At 68.6% G+C, this 20,386-nt stretch carries 21 protein-coding genes and 2 pseudogenes; 19 read left to right on the top strand and 4 right to left on the bottom strand.

What is annotated here, in order from left to right; all coding sequences use genetic code 11:
• Positions 1-373: 373 nt before the first annotated feature.
• The 7 genes and pseudogenes from ABZZ20_RS30565 (at position 374) to ABZZ20_RS30535 (ending at position 6,957) form a co-directional block, all read left to right on the top strand.
• Entirely contained in the window at positions 374-1,615 is a 1,242-nt protein-coding gene (locus tag ABZZ20_RS30565; RefSeq protein WP_356875149.1) for an IS110 family transposase, read from the top strand.
• Positions 1,616-2,039: 424 nt separating this feature from the next.
• Positions 2,040-2,558, top strand: coding sequence for a hypothetical protein (locus ABZZ20_RS30560; RefSeq protein ID WP_356875147.1), 519 nt, complete (start codon positions 2,040-2,042; stop codon positions 2,556-2,558).
• Positions 2,559-3,036: 478 nt separating this feature from the next.
• Positions 3,037-3,270 (top strand): annotated as a pseudogene (locus ABZZ20_RS30555) (ATP-binding cassette domain-containing protein); the annotation flags it as partial.
• 177 nt (positions 3,271-3,447) lie between these two features.
• Positions 3,448-3,923: pseudogene (locus ABZZ20_RS30550) on the top strand (response regulator transcription factor); the annotation flags it as partial.
• Positions 3,924-4,710: 787 nt separating this feature from the next.
• A complete protein-coding gene (locus ABZZ20_RS30545) occupies positions 4,711-4,953 on the top strand; it encodes a hypothetical protein (protein WP_356875145.1) in 243 nt (80 codons plus the stop codon).
• Between the two features lie 57 nt (positions 4,954-5,010).
• Positions 5,011-5,538 (top strand): hypothetical protein, encoded by a 528-nt coding sequence (locus tag ABZZ20_RS30540; protein WP_356875143.1) that lies wholly within the window; start codon positions 5,011-5,013, stop codon positions 5,536-5,538.
• Between the two features lie 927 nt (positions 5,539-6,465).
• Positions 6,466-6,957: a hypothetical protein gene (locus ABZZ20_RS30535; RefSeq protein ID WP_356875141.1), complete on the top strand. Its 492-nt coding sequence runs from the start codon at positions 6,466-6,468 to the stop codon at positions 6,955-6,957.
• 599 nt (positions 6,958-7,556) lie between these two features.
• Here the strand turns inward: ABZZ20_RS30535 and ABZZ20_RS30530 are convergent.
• Complete coding sequence (locus ABZZ20_RS30530) at positions 7,557-7,691, bottom strand: hypothetical protein (RefSeq protein WP_356875139.1); 135 nt, start codon at positions 7,689-7,691, stop codon at positions 7,557-7,559.
• Positions 7,692-7,835: 144 nt separating this feature from the next.
• Entirely contained in the window at positions 7,836-8,534 is a 699-nt protein-coding gene (locus tag ABZZ20_RS30525) for a tectonin domain-containing protein (RefSeq protein ID WP_356875137.1), read from the bottom strand.
• 270 nt (positions 8,535-8,804) lie between these two features.
• On the opposite strand from ABZZ20_RS30525, the gene ABZZ20_RS30520 reads away from it, so the two are divergent.
• The 3 genes from ABZZ20_RS30520 to ABZZ20_RS30510 all read left to right on the top strand — a co-directional run bounded on the left by ABZZ20_RS30520 (position 8,805) and on the right by ABZZ20_RS30510 (position 10,238).
• A complete protein-coding gene (locus ABZZ20_RS30520) occupies positions 8,805-8,963 on the top strand; it encodes a hypothetical protein (protein ID WP_356875135.1) in 159 nt (52 codons plus the stop codon).
• A gap of 229 nt (positions 8,964-9,192) precedes the next feature.
• The gene (locus ABZZ20_RS30515) at positions 9,193-9,336 is read left to right on the top strand and encodes a hypothetical protein (protein ID WP_356875133.1); all 144 of its coding nucleotides are present in this window, start codon (positions 9,193-9,195) and stop codon (positions 9,334-9,336) included.
• Between the two features lie 71 nt (positions 9,337-9,407).
• Positions 9,408-10,238, top strand: coding sequence for a transposase family protein (locus ABZZ20_RS30510; protein WP_356875131.1), 831 nt, complete (start codon positions 9,408-9,410; stop codon positions 10,236-10,238).
• A 373-nt stretch (positions 10,239-10,611) separates the two neighbouring features.
• Here ABZZ20_RS30510 and ABZZ20_RS30505 read toward each other — a convergent pair whose 3' ends face one another.
• A complete protein-coding gene (locus ABZZ20_RS30505) occupies positions 10,612-11,094 on the bottom strand; it encodes an NADAR family protein (protein WP_356875129.1) in 483 nt (160 codons plus the stop codon).
• A 162-nt stretch (positions 11,095-11,256) separates the two neighbouring features.
• Here ABZZ20_RS30505 and ABZZ20_RS30500 point away from each other — a divergent pair, with 162 nt between their 5' ends.
• From ABZZ20_RS30500 to ABZZ20_RS30480, 5 genes are all read left to right on the top strand, one after another.
• Positions 11,257-11,415 (top strand): hypothetical protein, encoded by a 159-nt coding sequence (locus ABZZ20_RS30500; protein WP_356875127.1) that lies wholly within the window; start codon positions 11,257-11,259, stop codon positions 11,413-11,415.
• A 228-nt stretch (positions 11,416-11,643) separates the two neighbouring features.
• Positions 11,644-13,023 carry a tetratricopeptide repeat protein gene (locus ABZZ20_RS30495; RefSeq protein ID WP_356875125.1) on the top strand — a complete coding sequence of 460 codons (1,380 nt, stop codon included), beginning with the start codon at positions 11,644-11,646 and terminating at the stop codon, positions 13,021-13,023.
• Positions 13,020-14,081, top strand: coding sequence for a tetratricopeptide repeat protein (locus ABZZ20_RS30490; RefSeq protein WP_356875123.1), 1,062 nt, complete (start codon positions 13,020-13,022; stop codon positions 14,079-14,081). Before ABZZ20_RS30495 ends, ABZZ20_RS30490 begins: the two co-directional genes overlap by 4 nt.
• Positions 14,081-14,872: a tetratricopeptide repeat protein gene (locus ABZZ20_RS30485; protein ID WP_356875121.1), complete on the top strand. Its 792-nt coding sequence runs from the start codon at positions 14,081-14,083 to the stop codon at positions 14,870-14,872. The genes ABZZ20_RS30490 and ABZZ20_RS30485 overlap by 1 nt, the downstream gene beginning before the upstream one ends.
• Positions 14,873-14,881: 9 nt before the next feature.
• Positions 14,882-15,334 carry a GNAT family N-acetyltransferase gene (locus ABZZ20_RS30480; RefSeq protein ID WP_356875119.1) on the top strand — a complete coding sequence of 151 codons (453 nt, stop codon included), beginning with the start codon at positions 14,882-14,884 and terminating at the stop codon, positions 15,332-15,334.
• Between the two features lie 37 nt (positions 15,335-15,371).
• On the opposite strand, the gene ABZZ20_RS30475 is transcribed toward ABZZ20_RS30480, so the two are convergent.
• On the bottom strand, positions 15,372-16,964 hold the full coding sequence (locus tag ABZZ20_RS30475) for an ISL3 family transposase (RefSeq protein WP_356875117.1): 1,593 nt from the start codon (positions 16,962-16,964) through the stop codon (positions 15,372-15,374).
• A gap of 243 nt (positions 16,965-17,207) precedes the next feature.
• Between ABZZ20_RS30475 and ABZZ20_RS30470 the strand changes: the two genes are divergently transcribed.
• The 4 genes from ABZZ20_RS30470 (at position 17,208) to ABZZ20_RS30455 (ending at position 20,274) form a co-directional block, all read left to right on the top strand.
• Positions 17,208-17,768, top strand: a complete 561-nt coding sequence (locus tag ABZZ20_RS30470; RefSeq protein ID WP_356875115.1) for a hypothetical protein — start codon at positions 17,208-17,210, stop codon at positions 17,766-17,768.
• A gap of 47 nt (positions 17,769-17,815) precedes the next feature.
• On the top strand, positions 17,816-18,835 hold the full coding sequence (locus ABZZ20_RS30465; protein ID WP_356875113.1) for a site-specific integrase: 1,020 nt from the start codon (positions 17,816-17,818) through the stop codon (positions 18,833-18,835).
• Between the two features lie 70 nt (positions 18,836-18,905).
• Positions 18,906-19,631 carry a leucine-rich repeat domain-containing protein gene (locus ABZZ20_RS30460; protein WP_356875228.1) on the top strand — a complete coding sequence of 242 codons (726 nt, stop codon included), beginning with the start codon at positions 18,906-18,908 and terminating at the stop codon, positions 19,629-19,631.
• Positions 19,632-19,740: 109 nt separating this feature from the next.
• Positions 19,741-20,274 carry a hypothetical protein gene (locus ABZZ20_RS30455; RefSeq protein ID WP_356875111.1) on the top strand — a complete coding sequence of 178 codons (534 nt, stop codon included), beginning with the start codon at positions 19,741-19,743 and terminating at the stop codon, positions 20,272-20,274.
• Positions 20,275-20,386: the final 112 nt, after the last annotated feature.

Raw genomic sequence — 20,386 nt, 5'->3', positions numbered from 1 at the left:
GCCTCGGGCATCAGCCAACCGCCTCCGAGGAACGCGACCGTGAGGGTGCCAGACGCCGGGGTCACTCCTGAAAGACACCCGAGGCCCTGACCTCCAGAAAGAGACCGGAGGGCTCCGACGTCCGCCGCCCTCACGGCCGCTGCCGCGCGGATGATCGAATGTCCGTGGTCCGAGCCCGCCGCAGGGTGCACCTCTCACCTCACCGGGACGCCTCCGAGCTCCTGCGTAGACCGAGGCCCCTGCGGTCAGCTGGGGTCACGAACGACTAATCGGATGATGGGCCCAGAGCCCTTCCATTAGGGAGTCGCGTGCCTCCGCGCAGGTCTTTGACCAGCGGATATGCACATAGGACAGAAGAACAAGGGGGACGCCCGTGAAGGTGTTCTGCGGGATCGACTGGGCCAGCGACCACCACGACGTTGCCGTGGTCGACGGCGACGGCAAGCTCCTCGGGCGGGCCCGGATCGGAGATGACGCGGCGGGCCTGCAGCAGCTGCTCGACCTCCTGGCCGAGCACGGCGATGGCCCTGGCGAGCGGATACCGGTGGCGATCGAGACCTCCCGCGGCCTGCTGGTCGCCGCTCTGCGCGCGACCGGCCGGCCCGTCTACGCTGTCAACCCGATGGCCGCCGCCCGCTACCGCGAGCGGCACAGCGTCTCACGCAAGAAGTCCGACCACCTCGACGCGATGGTGCTGGCCAACATCCTGCGTACCGACGCCGACGCCCACCGCTCGCTGCCAGCCGACAGCGAGCTCGTCCAAGCCATAGCCGTCCTGGCCCGCGCCCAGCAGGACGCCGTCTGGGACCGGACCCAGGCCGGCAACAAGCTCCGCTCCCACCTGCGCGAGTACTTCCCCGGCTACCTCACCGCCGTCCAACCGATCACCGGCGGCTTCAACTCGCCGCTGGCCCGCACCCTGCTGGCCACCGCACCCACCCCCGGCCAGGCCGCCAGCCTCACCCGCACCCAGCTGAAGGCCGTGCTCAAGCGCGCTGGCCGACAGCGAGGCATCGAGGCCGAGGTCGAGCGCCTCCACGCCGCCCTGCGCGTTCCGCAGATGCGCCAGCTCCCGCAGGTCGAGACCGCGATGGGCCGCCAGGCCCTGGCCCTGCTGGGCAAATTCGAGGCCGCCTGCAACGCCGCGGACGACCTGGCCGAAGCCTCGGTCGAGCTTTTCGAACGGCACCCCGATGCCGCGGTCATCACCAGCTTCCCCGGCCTCGGCGCGCTCAGCGGCGCCCGGGTGCTCGCCGAGATCGGCGACGACCGCTCCCGTTTCGCCGATGCCAAGGCCCTCAAGGCCTACGCCGGATCGGCGCCCGTCACCCGCGCTTCCGGCAAGAGCCACGCGGTCATGGTCCGCCGAGTCAAGAATCAGCGGCTCGCCGCGGTCGGCTACGTCTGGGCCTTCGCCTCCCTCACCGCCTCGCCCGGCGCCAGGGCCCACTACGACCGCCGACGCAAGGCCGGCGACCGCCACAGCTCCGCCCAGAGAAACCTCTACAACCGGCTCCTCGGCTGCCTCCACCACTGCCTCACCACCGGCAGGCCCTACAGCGAGAGCACCGCTTTCCCAGCCCCGCCCAAGCTCGAACTGGCCATCGCGGCTTGACCCGCTAACCCCATCGGATGTCTTCTTGGTGGCCCCGCCCCCCAGGGGGCCTTGCCTACCGTGAACCCGAGAGGACATGAGACGTGAACACTCCTTCAGCCACACCGCGTTCCGCCGAAGAACAGCAGAAGCCGGGATGGTTTCTGACTGCGTCTTTCATCGGTGTGGTATCCGCCGTACTCCGTCATGCTGACGTCTGGTCCTGGTGGGCTCTGCTGTGGGCGCCGTTGTTGGTACTCGCCGTCGTCTCCACGGTGCACGAGTGGCGGCTGTTAGCCCGTAGTCGATGGCGCATGGGCCCCCTGGAATGGGGATTCCTCGGCGTCTCCCACATCGGCTTTGCCGCCGCCCTTACGACTATCTGGCTTGCCGCACACTGACGATTCGCCCGCTCCAGCGCCGCCCTGCCGGGCAACTGGTGGCGGTGTCGTCGCTCATGGTGGTCCTCACCTGTGGTGGTTCCGGTCACCGACAGCCGGTGGTGGCGGTGGCTTCGTCGTACGCGGCGAGGGTGCGGTACGGGGTGGAGCCGCCGACGTCGAAGCGGGCGGCGATGGTGATGACCGGGCCGGGCCTTCTCCCGGGTGCCGACCTTCTCGACGTAGATGCGCACGCACTCAGCTTCCTTGAGGGCGCGGACCTGTACGGTATGCACGCCGACGCCCGCACCCTCTACCCGGCCATGACCCCCGCCCGGCAGGAGAGCCACCTCCACCTGCCGTTGGACGAGCTCGAAGACCCCCACCCGGCAGGCCTGGGCCCCGTGCGCAGCGATACCGAGCGCCTGGCCGGCGCCGTTGCCGCGTACGGCCGCCGACTGGAGGGCGACGGCGACGACGTCATGGTCACCGAGCAGCTCACCCGCCTCCCGGCGCAGCCGGCCCACGCCCCGTGGCGGCAGCGCCGGTACGGGCACCTGCCCGCACAGCGCGCCGAGCGGTAGGCCGCCGAGTACGAGCGACCCTTTCCCGTCGACTGACGGACCGGACGGTGACGGACGCACTGACCCGCCGGATACACCAGGAATGCACCCAGTGCGCCCGCCCGACCATCATCGACGCGAACCTCTGCGACCGCTGCGCCGACCGGCCCACATGCGAAGCGGGCTGCTGCCGCAGCGCCGATCACGGCGGCCGATGCCACTCCTGTACCAACCTCGACCCCGCCACCGCCCACCCCGCGGACGACGGGATCTGCCCGGGCCGCTAAGCCGTGTGCGGCCGACCGGTGCCACAGGGCCTGTGCGGCCGCTGCCGAATCGCAGCCGAAGAAGCAGGTCCGCTGCGGTGACGACGCCAGCCGCGGACGTGTAGACCCCTGACAGATGTCACCGGTCAACCATGCAGGCGGCGTGAAGATTGATTACATACGGCACTGCCGTGTCGCAGCGCATGCCATGAGGCTCGGACTCATGGCAGCGAATGACTACAAGAATGACATCGCGATCGATGTTCGTGATGGGCGCAGAACATACGGGGGTGGGTAGCCGGTCCAAGTACGAGGCAGTGCGAGGTGTCAGTCTGGAAGTCCACCGGGGCGAGGTGTTCGCTCTGCTCGGGACGAACGGAGCGGGCAAGACCTCGACGGTGGAGCTGATGGAAGGCCTGGCGCCGGCGGACAGCGGACAGGTGCGCATCCTGGGTTACGACCCGTACCGCCAGCGCGCCGAAGTCCGCCCCTTGACCGGGAAGGGGCGCGTGGTCGTCAAAGGCACCGACATCGAGGTCATTGCCAACCAGCCCTCCCGTATCAGCTTTGGCCTCCCCTCAGGTCTGCATCCCGAGTCCCTGCCGCCGCTGTCGGGCACCACGCACCGGGCGAACCACGGGCAGGCGAGGGCACATCGGCCTGATGTTGCGGTGCTGGACCTGCAGATGCCCGGTCACGACTGCATCGAGGTCGCACGGACGCTCCACAAAAGCGAGCTCGACGGCTGCCGCACCGTGATCCTCACCTGTTACGGCCGGCCGGGACACCTGAAGGGGGCGTTGGAAGCCGGCGTCTACGGGTTCCTGCCGAAGACCGTCTCCGCGCACGATCTCGCAAACATCATCCGCACCGTCCACGCAGGCCGCCGCTATATCGCTTCGGAACTCGCGGCCGACGCCATCAGCGACGGGGACTGCCCAGTGACGCCCCGGGAGACGGACGTGCTGAGCCTGGCAGCCGATGGCGCATCGATCGTCAAGGTCGCGGAGCAAGTGGGGTTGTCGGCGGGGCCGTCCGCAACCACATCTCGTCCGCGGTCTGCAAGCTCGGCGCCGACAACAGCCACGAGGCAGCCCGGACAGCAAAGCAGCATGGCTGATCTGACAGCATCTCGGCCCAGGCCACAACCCCATGCGGGGCCAGAGCCGGCCCCATGGCCCACAGAACTCAAAAGGCGGCGCGTGTCACGGCGACATCGAACGCTGGGAGGAGTACTGGCTACGCACGGCCGCAGAACTGTCAGCCGCTCCCACACACGGGCACCCCGCGACGGGTCACCAGGAGAAGACACCACTCGGTCCCACGCCGGCCTCGAGGTCCGCAGTCGTGGCGCCGACCTCCGTGCGATACGGCCGCCGCAGAAGGGGCCGGAGACGGACAACCAGTCGGGCCGGATCGGCGCTGGCAGGGCCGGCGACGGTACTCGTCCTGGTGGCAGGCAGCTGGGCCCTGGCCACGGGCCTGCGGGTCAAGAGGAGTACGCATGGTGCATGACGACACCCGCAGCCACGTCCACGCCGGTGCGATGCCCCGGCGATCGGCCCTGGCCTGGTCGAAGACCATGATCCGCGATCTCGCTGCCTGGCTGGCGCGCAAGCCTGTCGCGCTGTCCGGCGCGCACCGCTCAATACCGCACTCCGCCGATTCCCGCACCATCATCTGGGCGGTCACAGCGGCCGACCTCGTCACCAGTGCCGTCGTGGACGCAATGGTTCCTCATGCCTACCGCCCGCTTCACCTGGTCTGGGTGGTCTTCTCCCTCGTCATGACCGGGGGATTCTGCGCAATGACCATGCGTACCCCCCCACCTGGTCGACGACCGCACGCTGCACCTGCGCACCGGCCCCTTCCGTGCCCTTGTCATTCCGATCAATCAAATCCACTCCGTGCGCGCTGCGCACGGCCTGACGCAGAGCCATGGGCTGCGCCGGTCACTGGACCAGGACGACGCCGTGGCCTGCTCGGTCAGCAGCGCCACCACCATGGCCCTCGAACTCACCGAGCCCCTACCGGTGCAGCTCCGGAACGGTGAGCCGGTCATGGCTCGCCGCGTCTACTTCACCGCCGACCAGCCGGCCGCGGCCGTTGAACTCATCCGGAGCGCGATGCGCGGAGACGGTCAGCCGTGACGGGTCCATACCGCCGTCCCCGGGAGCGAGCCTCTGGAGAGGCAAGAAGGGAGAAGGATGAACACGCTCGCCCGGTCCGTACCGGCCGCAGATGACACGAGGTTCCAGGAGGCGAATGCCTTCGCGCTCTACCAGATCGTCTATGCCGTCAGGCCGGCAAGCGAGACCGAGCGCGCGCCTGCCTCACAGCACCGGGATCTCGAAGCTCTGCTGGCACAGGCCGTGCCTCACCGCTACACCGAGTACAGCGTGCCCGTATGGTCTGCGACGGAGGGCGGTCTGGTCGTCGAGCTGAGCACTGCGCGTGTCCGTCTCGACTCGAACCGGCTCGTGCGCACGAGTGACGACGCACAGCGGGGACATGTGCGCATCTCAGCGGCCCGCCCCATGCTCTCGCCCGGGTTCTTCCTCGTCGACGGATCGCGGCCGCTTCCTCCAGAAGCCCAGGTCTTGCGGGTGTACCTCCATGTCGAGCTCCGCTTCTGCCCTGCGCCATCGACTCCGGAGGAGCAGCGGGGGGTGCCCGCGACTCTTCTCCGCGGACAAGAGTCGGAGCGGTCAGGAGCAACACCAGGCGGCGGCTGAGCAGCACGCCGAGGCGGTCCGCCGCATCAGGGACGGCATCGCGCAGTCCGCGCAGAAGTGCCGCACGGCGCTCCGGCTGGCCGGCACCAGCCGGAAGGAGGCACCGGCACTCACGCCCGCACCGCCGGAGTCGACACCGCACCTCCGCATTCACCAGCCGCCCCTCCCGGGCCACGAACGGGGAGCCCGTCTGCCGTCCGCATAGCCGGAGCGGGCGGGCGAAGGCTCAGTCCGAGACGGAGACGATGCCCGGGCAGAGACCGAGAACGGGACCGGCGAATCCCTTCGGGATCCAGGGAGCACACCAGAGGGACCTCACGCTCGGGCTACGGAAATCACCAGCCAGGCATCCACAGGGTGGCTGCTCCCTGCGCTGCACTCCGGTACTCGCCTCGCCAACTGGGCTGAGGGGGCCGATGGCGAGTGCGTTGTGGCCGTGCATCGCAACAGGCAGCACAGTGGCTGGGACCGTCCGTCGTGCGGAGTAGCGCCCGTACAGCGCATTCCGCGTGCCGCTTCCGTTGGGCGTACCTTCTGCGGCTGATGCTTCACCGGGCGAGGGCGACGGTGCGCTCCCACGATCCCCGGCACGCAGGACGGACCAACGGTCCTGCTCCCCGCACCGCGTGGATGACCCCCGTGGGGATGCACCTCCGCCTCCCGGTGTTCCTTTGCGTGATCGCTGCCAGCGCCGGAGGACGGGGGCCATCCCCACAGGGCGGCAGCCCAAGGACACGGACGCCGGGGCCCCGTCGATGCTCCGTGCATCGGTCCTGGTCAGAGGTACCCCCTCCGGCAGTGCGATTGGGGGTCCCATTAATCTGAGCCAAGCACGCAGGGCGAACAAGAAGGACGGCACCTTCTCCACCGTGAGCCAGACGATCACGTGGACCGAGCGCATCCCCGCGGAATCGAAGTAGCGACACCATGAACCATCGCATCCGGGCGGCAACGGCCCTCATCGTCCTCACCTGGCCCCTCACCGCGTGCGGCGGTTCCGACGGCGCCGGCCCCTTCGAGCGCTGCGTCCCGGAGGAATCCGCCACGGTGAGCACGGCGGAGCTGGACGGCAGTTACGAGGGCTCCCGCGAGGCCGCCGGCGCGCGGCTGACGCTTACGTCACGGCCGGGCCAGGTCGGCGGCACGCTCACAGCCGAGAACTGGCCGACGGGCGACGCGTTCCGTGACGAGCTGGGCCCGTCCTTCAGCACAACCGGTACGTGGGAGCTCACACGCCCGTCGGGCTCGACGAAGCACCCGCTGCTGCGCCTGCACTTCGACCCCCCGAAGCCGGACCTGCCCACTCCGGACACCATCGACCTGCTGTCCGTCGGCATCGACGCGAAGAGGACGTTCATCTACGACAACGCGGACCCGGACACCTGCCCTGACTTCCGCCTCCAACTGCGCAAGAAGTGACCGGCCTGTGCGGCCGTAGCCGTCGAGACCCGCGACTGAGGCCTGCGCACCACGTATGGTGCGGTCGACGGGTCCAGAACGGTGCGGCAGCAGCCTGCCCGGTCGAGCCGTAGCGCGTCATGAGGAGCACACCCGTCGCACCGACGGGGCCCCGCCACCACAAACTCTCCCAAGTGCTCTGCGTCGCAGTGCGGCCACGGCTCCTCGGCGGGCCACAACAGTGGCCCGCCGATCGAGCTGTCATGCGGCGTCGGAGCCCCCGGGCGGGGGTGCAACCGGGTCGCCGGGCGTGCCAACGGAGCCAGTTGAGGGAAGACCGCCGTGACGTTGACCGGCCGGGGCGGGGCGGGTGGTGCGGATGAAGCTCATGGCACCGGTGCTGCCAGCGCCCTTCGACAGCGGGCAGACGGATCTGCAACGCTCATACCGCGCCGGCCCCGTCCTGTTCTCTCCAGTACCTCCTGCTACCCCAGCTGCACCCGTGTGTCACTTGGAGCCTGCCGGAATGTCATCGCTTCCGGCTTCCCGGGCAGTACCACCCCCTGCCCCTTGCTGCGGCTATGTTGTCTCTTGCTGCGCCGGGGGCAGCGTCCTGCCGATCAGTCGTCGGACACGCCGCTCGCACGGGCGATGCCCTGTACCACCTGCTCGTCCTGCTTGCGCTGGTACTGGGCCTCCGCCACCTTGAAGTCGCAGGTCAGGAGGCGGGCGTGACGGCCTTCCGTGGTACTCACGGTGGCTGTGGGCAGCAGTTTGCGGCGTAGATCGTCTGATCGGGAGGTCGGCTCGCCGGTTCCTGTTTGTGCCGAGGCCGGTCACGCCCCCCGGGGGGGCGTGACCGGCCTGACTTCCAGCGGCGGGATGTCGAGTGGTTGGGGTCAGCCGGGCAGATCACCGGTGTAGCGGTAGATGTTGCCGGCCGAGTTCACGCCCCAGACGGTGCCGTCCACTCCTGCTCCGACGTCGGTGAGCGCGCCGGGGATCTGCACCCAGGGGCTGGAGTCGTTGTTGGTGTAGCGGTAGATGTTCCCGCCGGCGTTCGCCCCCCAGACCGAGGTGCGGGAGCCTGCTGAGATCGCTTTGAGCGCGCCGCTGACCTGCTTCCAGTGGCCGCTTTCCTGGTCGCCGGTGTAGCGGTAGATGTTGCCGGCGGAGTTGACGCCCCATACGGTGCCGTCGGCGGCTGCCCCGATGTCCGTCAAGGCGCCGGGGATCTGCTCCCAGGGATTGGCGTCGTTGTTGGTGTAGCGGTAGATGTTCCCGCCGGCGTTGACGCCCCACACGTTGGTCCTGGACCCGGCCGAGATCCGGACGAGCGCGCCGCTGATCTGCTTCCAGTGGCCGCTTTCCTGGTCGCCGGTGTAGCGGTAGATGTTGCCGGCGGAGTTGACGCCCCATACGGTGCCGTCGGCGGCTGCCCCGATGTCCGTCAAGGCGCCGGGGATCTGCTCCCAGGGATTGGCGTCGTTGTTGGTGTAGCGGTAGATGTTCCCGCCGGCGTTGACGCCCCACACGTTGGTCCTGGACCCGGCCGAGATCCGGACGAGCGCGCCGCTGATCTGCTTCCAGTGGGCCATTTCACCGATTCCTTTCCGTCTGGAATTGCCTGCGTACAGACGCTCCCGCGACGGAACGATTCGGCATTCAGGCGCACTTGCGGGAGGATGTTGCTTTTGTCTGAAAAATCGCGTTTATCGGATGAGGATCGTATGCCTGCTGGACAGGTACGGCTCAACGGTTCGCTAAAGGTGACCTGAACAGAGGTCCCGACTGTGGGTTATTCACGGTTACCACGTTGACGCCGACGGGTACGCGAGAGCGCGGACGGCCGGCAGGGGGTGGGCGACGTGCCGGAGGACGCGGGGTGTGCCTGGTCGACTCGCCTGTTCCTGCTCCCTGTGGCCCGGTGTCCTTCTACGATCCGGCGCATGGATCCCGAGTTGCTGGAACGGATCACCGCGCGGCGCGCGGAACTGGACGAACTCGAAAAGCAGCTGGCCAAGTAGTTGGCGGAGGTGCGGGCCGAACGGGACGAACTGGCCTTCGCCGAACGGGTCCTTGAGCGGGTGAGCGAGCAGATCACCGACGAGCGCGCCTCGGCTGCCCCGGTGCCGGGGCAGGTGGGCGGACGAGCGGGTGGTGCTGATCCGCATCGCGCGCCGGACATGCAGGAGACCATGCTCCCGCCGGACTCAGCGCATCCTCGCCGCCGTGCGGCAGGCCGCTGGACCGGTAATGGCTCGCCAGGTCGGCGAGGTGCTGGGAGTCGACGTCACCGTGCGGGCCAAGTTGGAACCGCTGCGCGGCAGGCCGGTCAGGCTCGTTGACCGCGGCTGGCTGCGCAAACTGCCCGACGGCCGGTTCACCACCCGCCTGTGACCGGGGGGCTATCGCCTGAAGTGATGCGCCGCGGTCGTAACCACGTTGCCCCTGGCGGCCGTTGGATTTGTGTGACGAAAACCAAAGAACGCGCTGAGGACACCTGCCCGCTTGTCTACCAGTGCCGTCTGCCGCTGTCCACGCGGACCGTGAACCACCTCGCCGATCTGCTGCGGCGACACCTGAAGGCGATACGGTCCAGGTGGCGGATCCTGCCGCCCGGACGAATCGCGGTGATCGTCCTGGCCGTGCTGCGCCACGACCAGCGCCTGGCCGACATGGCCGGCGGCAACAACGTGTCCGAGTCCACCGTCTGCCGCTGGCGCGACGAGCTGATTTCCCTGCTCGCCGCACAGGCCCCGCGGTTGGACCGCGCTCTGAAGAACGTTGCCAAGCAGGGCGGGGAGATGGTCCTGATCGACGGCACCCTCATCCCCACTCAGCGCCGCACCGGGAAGGCCGACCGGTGGAACTACTCCGGAAAGCACCACCATCACGGTCTGCACTTCCTCGCCCTGACCGACGAGAGGGGCCGACTGTCTGGATATCCGCCGCCCGGCCCGGCCGCACCCACGACATCACCGCTGCGCGCCACGACCACGTCCTGGCTCACCTGCCCGCCGCCGGCCTCGGCGCCCTCGCCCCTCGGCTTCCGCGGCCTGGACAACGACGTACGCGACCCCGTGATCGTCACCGGCTTCCACGCCAGCCGCGCCCACAAGCTCACACCCGGCCAGAAGACCGCCAACCGAGTCCTTGCCGTCGGACGAGCACCGGTCGAGCACGGCTTCGCCCACCTGAAGAACTGGCGGACCCTCACCAAACTCCGCACCGACCCCGCCCACGCGACCCGCCTCCTGCGGGCCTTGCTCGTTCTGACGGACCTCGAAGTCAACCGCTGACGGACGATCTACTCCGCAGACAGTCGCCGACGACCAGCGTGAGAACCCCGTACACCGGTCACACCAGCCCTTTGGCCTGTGACTTCAAGTTGGCGGAGGCTCACTGCTGGCCATCGAGCCTGTCCCGCAGTGCGCGCAGCCTGTCCGGGTCGTCCGCGACGTCCGGGGGCACCAGGGACATTGCAACTCTCACCACCCCAACCTGCGCTGGGGCAACGCCAATGCCCGCCACCCCGACATACTCGCCGCACAACACCGAGAACGCGCCCGCATCCGCAGCGAGAAAGGCATCCGCTGGGGAGGACGCCGATCCTCGAGCCGGTGGCCTGAGCCGTCCTGCGCATGCGGCAGCACACCACACATTTCTCCCGGATCACCGCCTCGGGCGGCTGCCGTCGCCGTCGGGGGTTTCGGCGAATTCGGCGCGCAACTGGTTACGGGTGCTCACCAGAATCCGCCCGAGCATGTTCTTGCCGTTCCCGGTCCTGCCCCGACCCCAGTAGTGATCGGTGGTGGTGTCTTCGACGATCTCTTCGTCACCGGTGGACAGCAGAATGGCACGGATATCGGCATGCTCGCGGAACTTGGCTGCCACCGCACGGCGCATCACGTCGTCCTTGACTCGCTCCCAGTCCCTCCGTAGAGGTTTGGACGAGTCACGGCCCAGCTCCGCTGCCCGCAGCGGCGTGCGTGCACGCCGGATGAGATCCGCGTGGCGGGTGCCCTTGAACTTCTGCGCCTGGAAGTAGTGCTCCGAGGTTGGCCACCAGAGCCCGTCGAGGTCAAAGCCGTGCTCGGAGAAGTTCGAGAAGCACCCATAAGGGACTTCGTTGGCGCCATAGAAGTAAATCGTCACGGAAACCTCACGGGTGTTACGGAAACCCGCACCGTGTCAGGCATACCCCAGCCCCCGCTACCAATTTTTCTTCGCCAGGTTCAACCCTTCACCACACGAACGACCCGGTGAACCTTCCCGGTCAGAGCACTACAGAGCTCAGCCCAGCGCCGCGGCGTCGTAGTGGGTCATCTGCTCGGAGCGATCGCCGGCTACGTGGCGCTGACGGCGGCAGGCGGCGGCGTGTGGGTCGCCGCCCTCGCCGCCGGACTGACCATGGCGATGACCACGGTCGCCCGTACCTCGCAGGCAGCGGGCCGGGCTGCGCCACCGCCGTCGTGATCGTGCTCCAGGTGCCCCAGCCGCTCCGCTTCGTTCCTCTGCTGCGCGGCTCCACGATCCTCGTCCTGACGGGCTGCGCCGCCGCGCGGGTACGCCGCGGGGCACCGAGGTATCCCGCGTACTGGTGGTAGCCGGCCGGACGCCGCCGGACCAACGCGCTCTCCGCGCCTGTTGATCTCGACCGCACCCGGTGAACGAGAGCCGCGGGCCGCTTTCTAGGCTGACCCCATGTCCGACGAGTCACCTCTCATCCGTAGCCTGCGGGCCGCTGTCGCCGCCGCCCCCGAAGACGTGCCCCTGCGGCTGCACTTCACCGAACTGCTCCTCGCGGAGGGGAGGCACGACGAAGCCGTCACGCAAGCCGCGGTCGCGCTGCAGCACGCGCCGGGCGACGAAGCCGTACGGGACCTGATGGTCCGAGCCATGCAACTGCCCACGGTCGACACGCCCCTGTCCACAGCCACCACAACGCCGCCCCCGTCCGCGCCCACCACGACCCCGCCCCAGGCCGCCGCGTCCGCCGCCCCCTCACCCGCCACGGACGGCACCCAACCCCCCGCCTTCGACTGGGCCGCCGCCGAGCAGGAAGTCGCCGACGTCGTCGGCCCCCGCTACGCCGCCGACCCCACCGATCCCACTGACCCCGCCGCCCCCGCCGACGCGGGCGATGCCACCGCGGCCCCGCTGACCGCGGACGGCAGCGGCGACCCGGCCGACGTGTCCGCCTGGGACATCGACGCCCCCGGCGACGTACGCCTCGCCGACGTCGGCGGGATGCAGCAGGTCAAGGACCGGCTCGAAGCCGCCTTCCTCGCCCCGATGCGCAACCCCGAACTCCGCAAGCTGTACGGCAAGTCGCTCCGCGGCGGCCTGCTCCTCTACGGCCCGCCCGGCTGCGGCAAGACGTTCATCGCGCGGGCCGTCGCCGGCGAACTCGGTGCCGGCTTCATGTCGGTCTCGCTCTCCGACATCCTCGACATGTACATCGGCACCTCGGAGAAGAACGTCCACGACATCTTCGAGGCCGCCCGCCGCCAGGCGCCGTGCGTGGTCTTCCTCGACGAGCTGGACGCGCTCGGCGCCAAGCGCTCGCGCACGCACCACGGCGGTCTGCGCAATGTCGTCAACCAGCTCCTCACCGAGCTCGACGGCATCAACGCCGCACAGAACGAAGGCGTCTTCGTGCTCGCCGCGACCAACGTCCCCTGGGACGTGGACCTCGCCCTGCGCCGCCCCGGCCGCCTGGACCGCACCCTGCTCGTGCTGCCGCCCGACACCCCGGCCCGGGAGGCGATCCTCCGCTACCACCTGCGCGACCGCCCCATCGAGTCCGTCGATCTTGGCAAGATCGTCAAGGTCACCGAGGACTTCTCGGGCGCCGATCTCGCCCATGTCTGCGAGAGCGCGGCCGAGTACGCGCTCCTGGACTCCGCCCGTTCCGGCACCGTCCGCATGATCGGCACCAAGGACCTCCTGAACGCGGCCAAGCAGATCAAGCCGTCCAGCGAATCTTGGTTCGCCTCCGCCCGTAACGTCGCCATGTTCGCCAACGACGGCGGTATGTACGACGACCTGGTCGCCTACCTGAAGAAGAAGCGCAAGCTGTGAGTGGAACATCCTTGCACCCACGGGTCGAACAGGCCCTCGAGTTCTACGGCATGAATCGGCGCGAGGAGGCCCTCGCCCTCCTCGACCGGCGTCTCGCCGAGGCACCCGACGACCACGAGGCGTGGACCGCGCGCGCCCGCTGTCTCACCGCCCTCGGCCGCAACGAGGAGGGGCTCGACGCCGCCGACCAGGCGCTGAAGCTCGAACCCGAGCTCGCCGACGGGCACTTCATGCGCGGATTCGCCCTGCGCAGGATGAGTCGGCTGCCCGAGGCCGAGCAGTCGCAGCGCGAGGCCATCCGCCTCGCGCCGCAACACTGGGGCCCACGTGCCCAGCGCGCCGAGATGCTGATCTTCGTGGGGACGAAGGAGGAGGCACTCCAAGAGGCACAGGAGGCCGTACGGCTCGGCCCCGACGTCGTCGACACGTGGCACACCATGTACAAGGTCGCCGCGTTCAACAGCCGCTCCGACCTGGTGCAGGAGTCCGTGCAGCAGCTCCTGCGCATCGACCCGACCGACCAGCTCGCCGTCACCGAGGTCACCGGGCGCGAGGCCCGCAAGCCCGGCACGTCCGCCGCCCGGGCCGCCGACCTCTACGCCGGCGCACTCGCCACCGCCCCCGACTCCGAGTCGCTCCGCTCCGACCTCGACAGGGCCGTCTACCGGATGCTGCGCGGCACCCGATGGCTCGCCCTGCTCTGTCTGGTCATGGCCGCCGTCACCATCGACGTCTTCCCCACCGGGGGAGAGGCGAAGGAGCTGCCCGTTCATCTCGGCACCCGGCTGTGGGCGCTCACCCTGATGGCCGTGGTGTGGGGCTTCGGCGCCTGGCGCCGCTACCGGCGGCTGCGGACCGGGGCACAGCTCACCGTGTTCGCGCTGGTGCGCCGCTCACTCTGGTCCAGGGTCGTGCTCGGCCAGGCCACCTGGGCCACCCTGTGCGCGCTGCTGCTCGTGGCCCTTCCGTGGAGCGAGCGCACCGTCCCTCAGGTCCTGTTCTGGCTGGCACTCGTACCGAACCTGCTCAGCATCACCCACGACCGGGACAAGGTCTGATGAGCCGGGCCCTGCAACACGCCGACGCCCTCTTCGACCTGGGACGCTACGAGCAGGCCGCCGCACTCGCCGCCCAGCACCTCGCCGCCGACCCCGACGACGCCACCGCACTCGTGCTGCTCGCCCGCTGCCGGCACCGCCTCGGCGACGAGCAGCAGGCGCTCACCACCGTCGAACAGGCCCTGCGCGTCGCTCCCGAGTCGGTGAGCGCCTGGCTGATGCACACTCACGTCCTGCTCGCCCTGAAGGAGTACGAGCAGGCCGAGAGCTCCGCCCGGCGCGCCGTCGAACTCGCCCCGCAGTACTGGGGGAGCCACTACACCCTCGGGATCGTCCTCGACCGCGCCGTCCGCGGGAAACGCAAGCGGGCCGCATACGAGTCGGCCCGCACGGCCGCCGCCCTCGCTCCCGAGGAGAGCGACGCGCACTTCCTCGTCGGCCTGACCGCCCACCGCACCGGCAACCACCGCGTCGCCCAGCAGGCCTACGAGACGGCGCTGCGCCTCAACCCGGACAGCAGCGAGGCCCACAACAACCTCTCGCTGCTCCATCTGCTGGCTTTGTTCACGGGTTGTGGTTCTGGCTCAGATCTTGGGGAGTCGTCGCGGAGCGTCATCCCGGCGTTCGATTGCGAGGGTCCCATGAGACCGCCGCGTGTCCTGTCCGTCCCGCCAGTACCCGTCCACGAGCCGAGGAGCCAGCGAGAGGCGGCCGGGGCGGCAGTAATCGATCTTGACGTGCCCAACGTGTGTGGTGTCGAGTTGAAGGTGAGAAGTGGCGCCAGCGCATAGGGGATCGACATGTTCATAGCAGAAGAAGGCGTTTTCGATCCTGTTGAGATGCTGAACCTCTACGACTCGGTCGGCTGGGAGGGCTACACGAGCGACGTCGACAGGCTCTGTCGCGGTCTCGTGAACTCTCACCTCGTCATCACGGCACGAGGTGGATCGGGAACGCTCCTCGGACTGGCCCGGACCATCTCCGACGACGAGCACATCTGCTACGTCCAGGACGTCGTGGTCAATCCGGCGAACCACAGGCAGGGGGTTGGCCGGGCGTTGGTCGAGCACTTGATGCGGCGCTACTCCCACTGCCGATTCTTCCTCCTGTCCACGGACCACGAGGCGTCACCAGAAGGCAAACGCAACCACGCGTTCTACCGGAGCCTGGGCTTCCTGTCCTACGAGGAAAAGGAGATAGCAGGCTTCGGACTGCCAAGGAACCGCCCCGACCTGCGCGATACAGCTCCATAAGTCACATAAGTCAAGAATCTTGAGGAGTTACGGAGTGTTACTGGAGCAGGATCATCTTGCGGAGGAGTTCGAATCCGGCTCGGCCGTAGAGCTGTCTCTTGATCTTCTTGATGCGGTTAACGGCGCCCTCGATGCTGCCGGAGCTCCAGTTGAGAGTGAGCCCGGCTGTCACGGCGTCGAGGTCTCGGAGCAGGTGGAGTGCGAAGCCGGTGAGGCCGGGTAGCTGGCTGGCGTCGACTGCGTCAATCCAGGTGGGGAGCGTGGAGCCGAGGCGGTCGGTGAGTATCTCGCCGAAGTCGCGGACGTGTCCGGCGGCCTTGTCCAGTTCGGGGCAGCGGGCCAGGACATTCTTCAGACCAGCGCGGTCTTCCTCGGTCAGGGTCGTGGGGTGCCGGGTGAGCCAGCCGGTCACCTGCCGTACCGACGGCGGCCGCGGCGGCGCGCCGGCCGGAGTCCCGCGGAGGGTGGCGATGTGGGCGCGGACCATCTGGTAGGTGACCGGCGCGTTGGCGGCAACGAGTTCACTGTGGAGGTGAGTGACGCTGGTGCATCCTTCGGTGAACCGTCGCTCCAGGTAGGGCTTGTAGGGGTCCAGTCTGCTGGGCCGGGGCTGGTTCTCGCGGAGGGTGTCCTGCCAGCGTGCGGCGTTCGCGTACCGGAGCACGGTGTTGAGTCCCCAGCCCAGGTGCCGGGCAGTCGCCCGGCGTGAGTGGCCTTGGGCGAGGAGCTCGTGGACCAGGGCGTGTGCTGCCTTCTTCCGCTCGGCCCGCCGGCCGACGGGCGCCGAGTCGTCCTGCGGCCGATCGGAAGCCCCTCCCGTGGCTTCCGTCAGCATGCCGCTGGGCGAAGGACTGCGCAGGCAATCGCGATGGGCGGCGACGCAGGTCTCCACCGCCCGGCCGAGGCCCTGCCACAGATGGAACCGGTCGGCGACCTGCAGGGCGTCGGGGGCACCGCGCCGGGCGCCCTCGGCGTAGGCGCCTGCCCGGTCCCGGCAGATGATCTCCACGCCGGGGTGGCGGATCAGCCATGCGGCCAACGGCCCGGTTTCACGGGTCGGGAGCACATCGACCACCCGATCGTCTTCGAGGCTGGTCAAGACAGTGGAGTAGGTCTGGCCGCGACGGATCGCAAAGTCGTCCACGCCCAGCACACGCGGCGTGGCGCACCGTGGATCGGGCAATGCCATGACCCTGCGTAACAAGGTCATCCGTCCCGCGCTGAAGCCCAGCTGGGCGGCCAGCCGAGCTCCGGCCCGCCCGGCCAGCGCGAGCCCCACCTGCTCCAGGGCGTGATTGAGCCGCGTGGTGAACCGTGCGTACGGGGCCGCGAGCCGGGAGAACAACTCGGCGAACGTCTGGCGCGGGCAGTCCGCCGACCCGCAGATGAAGCGCCGGACCGTCAGCCGGATCACAATGCCCTGCTCAGCGATCGGAAGGTCCTTCAGCCTGCGCTGGTAACGATCGTGGACCCGGACCGAGAAGCTGCCGCAGTCCGGACATCCAGAGCCGTTCGCGCGACCTCTCGCCACCACCTCGATCGCGCCGAACACGGCCGTAACCGCCTCGACATCCACATCGTCGATCCCGGCGAACACCAGCGAGTCCCAGAACAGTGCATCGGTCTGCATGACCAGCACCATCACCGTCCACAACCGGCCGCAGCAGCAGTCGGCGGACACCTGAGGGAGCGTCAATTCTGATCGTCGGACGACAGGGTGTACGCGGTCTCACGCGAACCTGTCTCCTCGCAATCGAACACCGAGGTAACGCTCCGCGACGACTCCCCAAGATCTGTGCCAGAACCGAGTTTTGAAGTCACTGGGGTTCTTGCCAGGGCAGCATCGGGATGCTCCTGGCGAAAGGTCCTGGTTATGCCGCAGATGTCGAAAGTCGAGCTGTACGCGGCGATCCGGCGCGACCACCGCAGTGGCATGAAGATCCGGGAGATCGAGCGCAAGTACAACGTGTCGTGGCGGACGGTCCGCAAGGCCGTGGACTCGGTCTGGCCGGAGCCCAGGAAGCAGCTGCCGCCACGGCCGACCGCACTGGATCCGTACAAGTCGGTGATCGACGGGATGCTCCAGGCAGATCTGGACGCGCCGCGCAAGCAGCGGCACACGATCACGCGGATCTTCCACCGCCTGGTCGAGGAACACGCCGCGGACGTCTCCTACCAGATGGTCCGGCGCTACGTCTCCGACCGAAAACCGCAGATCCTCGTCGAGTCGGGGAAGGCCCCGGTCGAAGCGTTCATTCCGCAGACCCACCAGCCCGGCATGGAAGCCGAGGTCGACTTCGGCGACGTGACCATCCGGCTCGCCGGCGAGCTTGTGACCTGCTACTTGTTCTCCTTCCGCCTGTCCTACTCGGGCAAAGCCCTCCATCGACCCGTTGACCGCACTATCGGCGTGTCCTACGTGTTGGTGCGGTGAGGGCGAGGAGTCTCCGCTCGGGATGTTCCCGATGAGACGGAGATGCGATGGACCACGGCGTGCTGTTACCCGAACGCGAGGTGTCCGGCCTGGTGGTGGCCCGGATCGGCAGGGTAGAGGCGACTACCGCCACCACCCTGCCCTGGGTGGTGCTCGATGGCGCTGGGCGGCTGATCACGCCGGCAAGCGAGTTCCTGCGGGAGCTGCTGGCCTGCGGCAACACTCCGGCCTCCTGCCGCTCCTACGCCTTTGACTTGCTGCGTTGGTTCCGTTTCCTCGCTGCGGTTGACGTCGAGTGGTGTCGTGCGACGCGCGTGGACGTCCGCGACTTCGTCCTGTGGCTCCGCACGTGCCACAACCCTGCGCGGGACCGGCGCCGCCCGGACGCGCCCACGCCGGGGTCGCTGAACGTACGCACCGGCAAGCCGTACCTGAGGTCGGGCTATGCCCCGGCGACCATCAACCACGCGGTCTCGGTGCTGGCGGCGTTCTACGACCACCACCTGCAGACCGGGCAGGGGCCCGTGGTCTCCCCGGTCCCACCGCAGTCACGCGACGGGCGCCGGCTGGAGGCGCACCACAACCCGCTGGAGCCGTTCCGGCTGCACCGCCGAGGCGCCTACCGCCAGAAGCAGGCCGACCGCGAGCCGCGCGCGGTCCCCGACAATGTCGTCGAGGACCTCTTCACCTCGCTGGGCTGCCACCGAGACCGGGCGCTGTTCTCCATGTTCTTGTCCAGCGGCGCGCGGGCCGCCGAGATGCTGGGCATGACGATCGGCGACCTCCACCCGGGCGAGGGCCGGATCTACGTGCAGACCAAGGGCCTGGGCGGGGCGAAGGAAGCCTGTCCTGCCTCCCCGGAAGCCTTCGCCTGGCTGACGCTCTACCTGGGCGAGCTGGCCCAGGACGGCCACCGGCCAGCCCCGAGCGAGCCAGTGTGGTGGACCTTGCGCGGACCGACGCGCCCACTGACGTACACCGCCCTGACCATCATCGAAACCGGCACCGACTCCTACCGCCTCGCCAGCACCCGAGCACGCGCCGAGGAGTCGGCCAAGGCCGGCTGATCTTGTCGTAACTGCCTGCTGGCCCCGAGATCCGGACGAGAATCGGAGCCCAGGAGGACTGATGAAGGAGATGGCCGTGAGGCACACACTGAACTTGTGGCGTCAAGAGCTCGGAGAGGTGCCCGAGTCGGTCTGGCGACAGACCGAGCTCCGCGTGCTGATCCTCGCGGACAACGGACTTACGGCCATCCCTCCAGACATCGGGCAGCTTCACCAGCTGAACACCCTGGACCTGGGACACAACTCGCTGACGTCGGTGCCCGAAGAACTCGGCAAGCTGACCGAGCTCAGCGGCTGCCTCTACCTCCACGACAACCAGCTGGTACGGCTTCCGGACTCTCTGGGAAGCCTGACCCGGTTGCGCTACTTCAATGTTGGCGAGAACTCCCTCGCCACCCTGCCGGAGATGATCGGTGGGATGAGCGGCCTCATCGAGCTCAGGGCGCAGCACAATCGGCTCACCACCTTGCCCGATGCCATCGGCCAGCTCCGCAACCTGCGTGAGCTATGGCTCCGGGGGAACGAGATCGAGCACTTGCCGATGTCGGTAGCCGGCCTGCGCGAACTACGCCACCTGGACCTACGCGAGAACTCTCTGACTGGGGTGCCAGAGGCACTGGCCGACCTCCCGCGCCTGCGGCAGATCGACCTGCGGAGCAACCGCCTTGACCAGCTGCCCGACTGGCTCGCCCTGATGCCATCGCTGGAGAAGCTGGATCTGCGTTGGAACGAGGTCGATCCCTCGCTACAGCTCCTCAGCGAGCTGGAGCGGCGGGGGTGCGTCGTCCTGACGTGACAGAGGCGACACCACCTCTCGCCACAGTGCCGCTATTTCTCATGAACAAGCACAAGCGAGTTGATCACTGAACGCCGCTGAAACTCGTCAACAAACGCTGTCGCTGGAGATGAACAAAGCCAATCTGCGCCGCCACTGGCTCCGCCCCGGCTCGTGGACCCGGGCCGCCGAGGGCTTCGTTCAGTCCGCCGCTCTCGACCTGAACGACCGCCAGGCCCGCTACAACCTGGAGACCATGGCCTGGGGAACGGCCATGGGCTCCCGCTGGGTGGCCCTCGTCGGAATCGTCGCGGTGTCGTTCGGCTCCGCCCACCTGCGTGCGGGCGCCGCCGGCACCGACGCCCTCGTCACCTACCTGGTGTGCGCGGCCGTGCTCGTCGGCAGCTGGGGAGGCTGGCTGCTGTGGCAGGCCCGGCGGGTCCCGCCCCACCTACGCCGTCCCCTCCTACTGGTGTCGCGCGGCTGCCGGCCGGTCCTCGGGATGGCGTTCGCCGTCGCGCTGCTCATCGTCCACTCGGGCTTGGCGCTGGTGCTGTGGCGCAGCGCCGTGTTCGGCGCGCTCGCGATTCCGCTGTTCTTCTTCGCGATCGTCACGTCCGTGGCCGGCCGTACCGCCCTCCAGCAGCGCGCGCCGAAGCCGTAGGAGGCAGGGAGGCGGCGCCTAGCCTCGTGCTTTCATGAAGCACGGTGTCCGACAGGTGATCAGGTAAGCGAAAAGTGCCTCTGACCAGCAAGAATGAGGATTGTCGAGGTCC

The sequence above is a fragment of the Streptomyces sp. NPDC006430 genome, assembly GCF_040612395.1.
Classification (GTDB): domain Bacteria; phylum Actinomycetota; class Actinomycetes; order Streptomycetales; family Streptomycetaceae; genus Streptomyces.
Note: the sequence above shows the minus strand (reverse complement) of the source record. Positions and strands in the feature narration are given on the sequence as shown.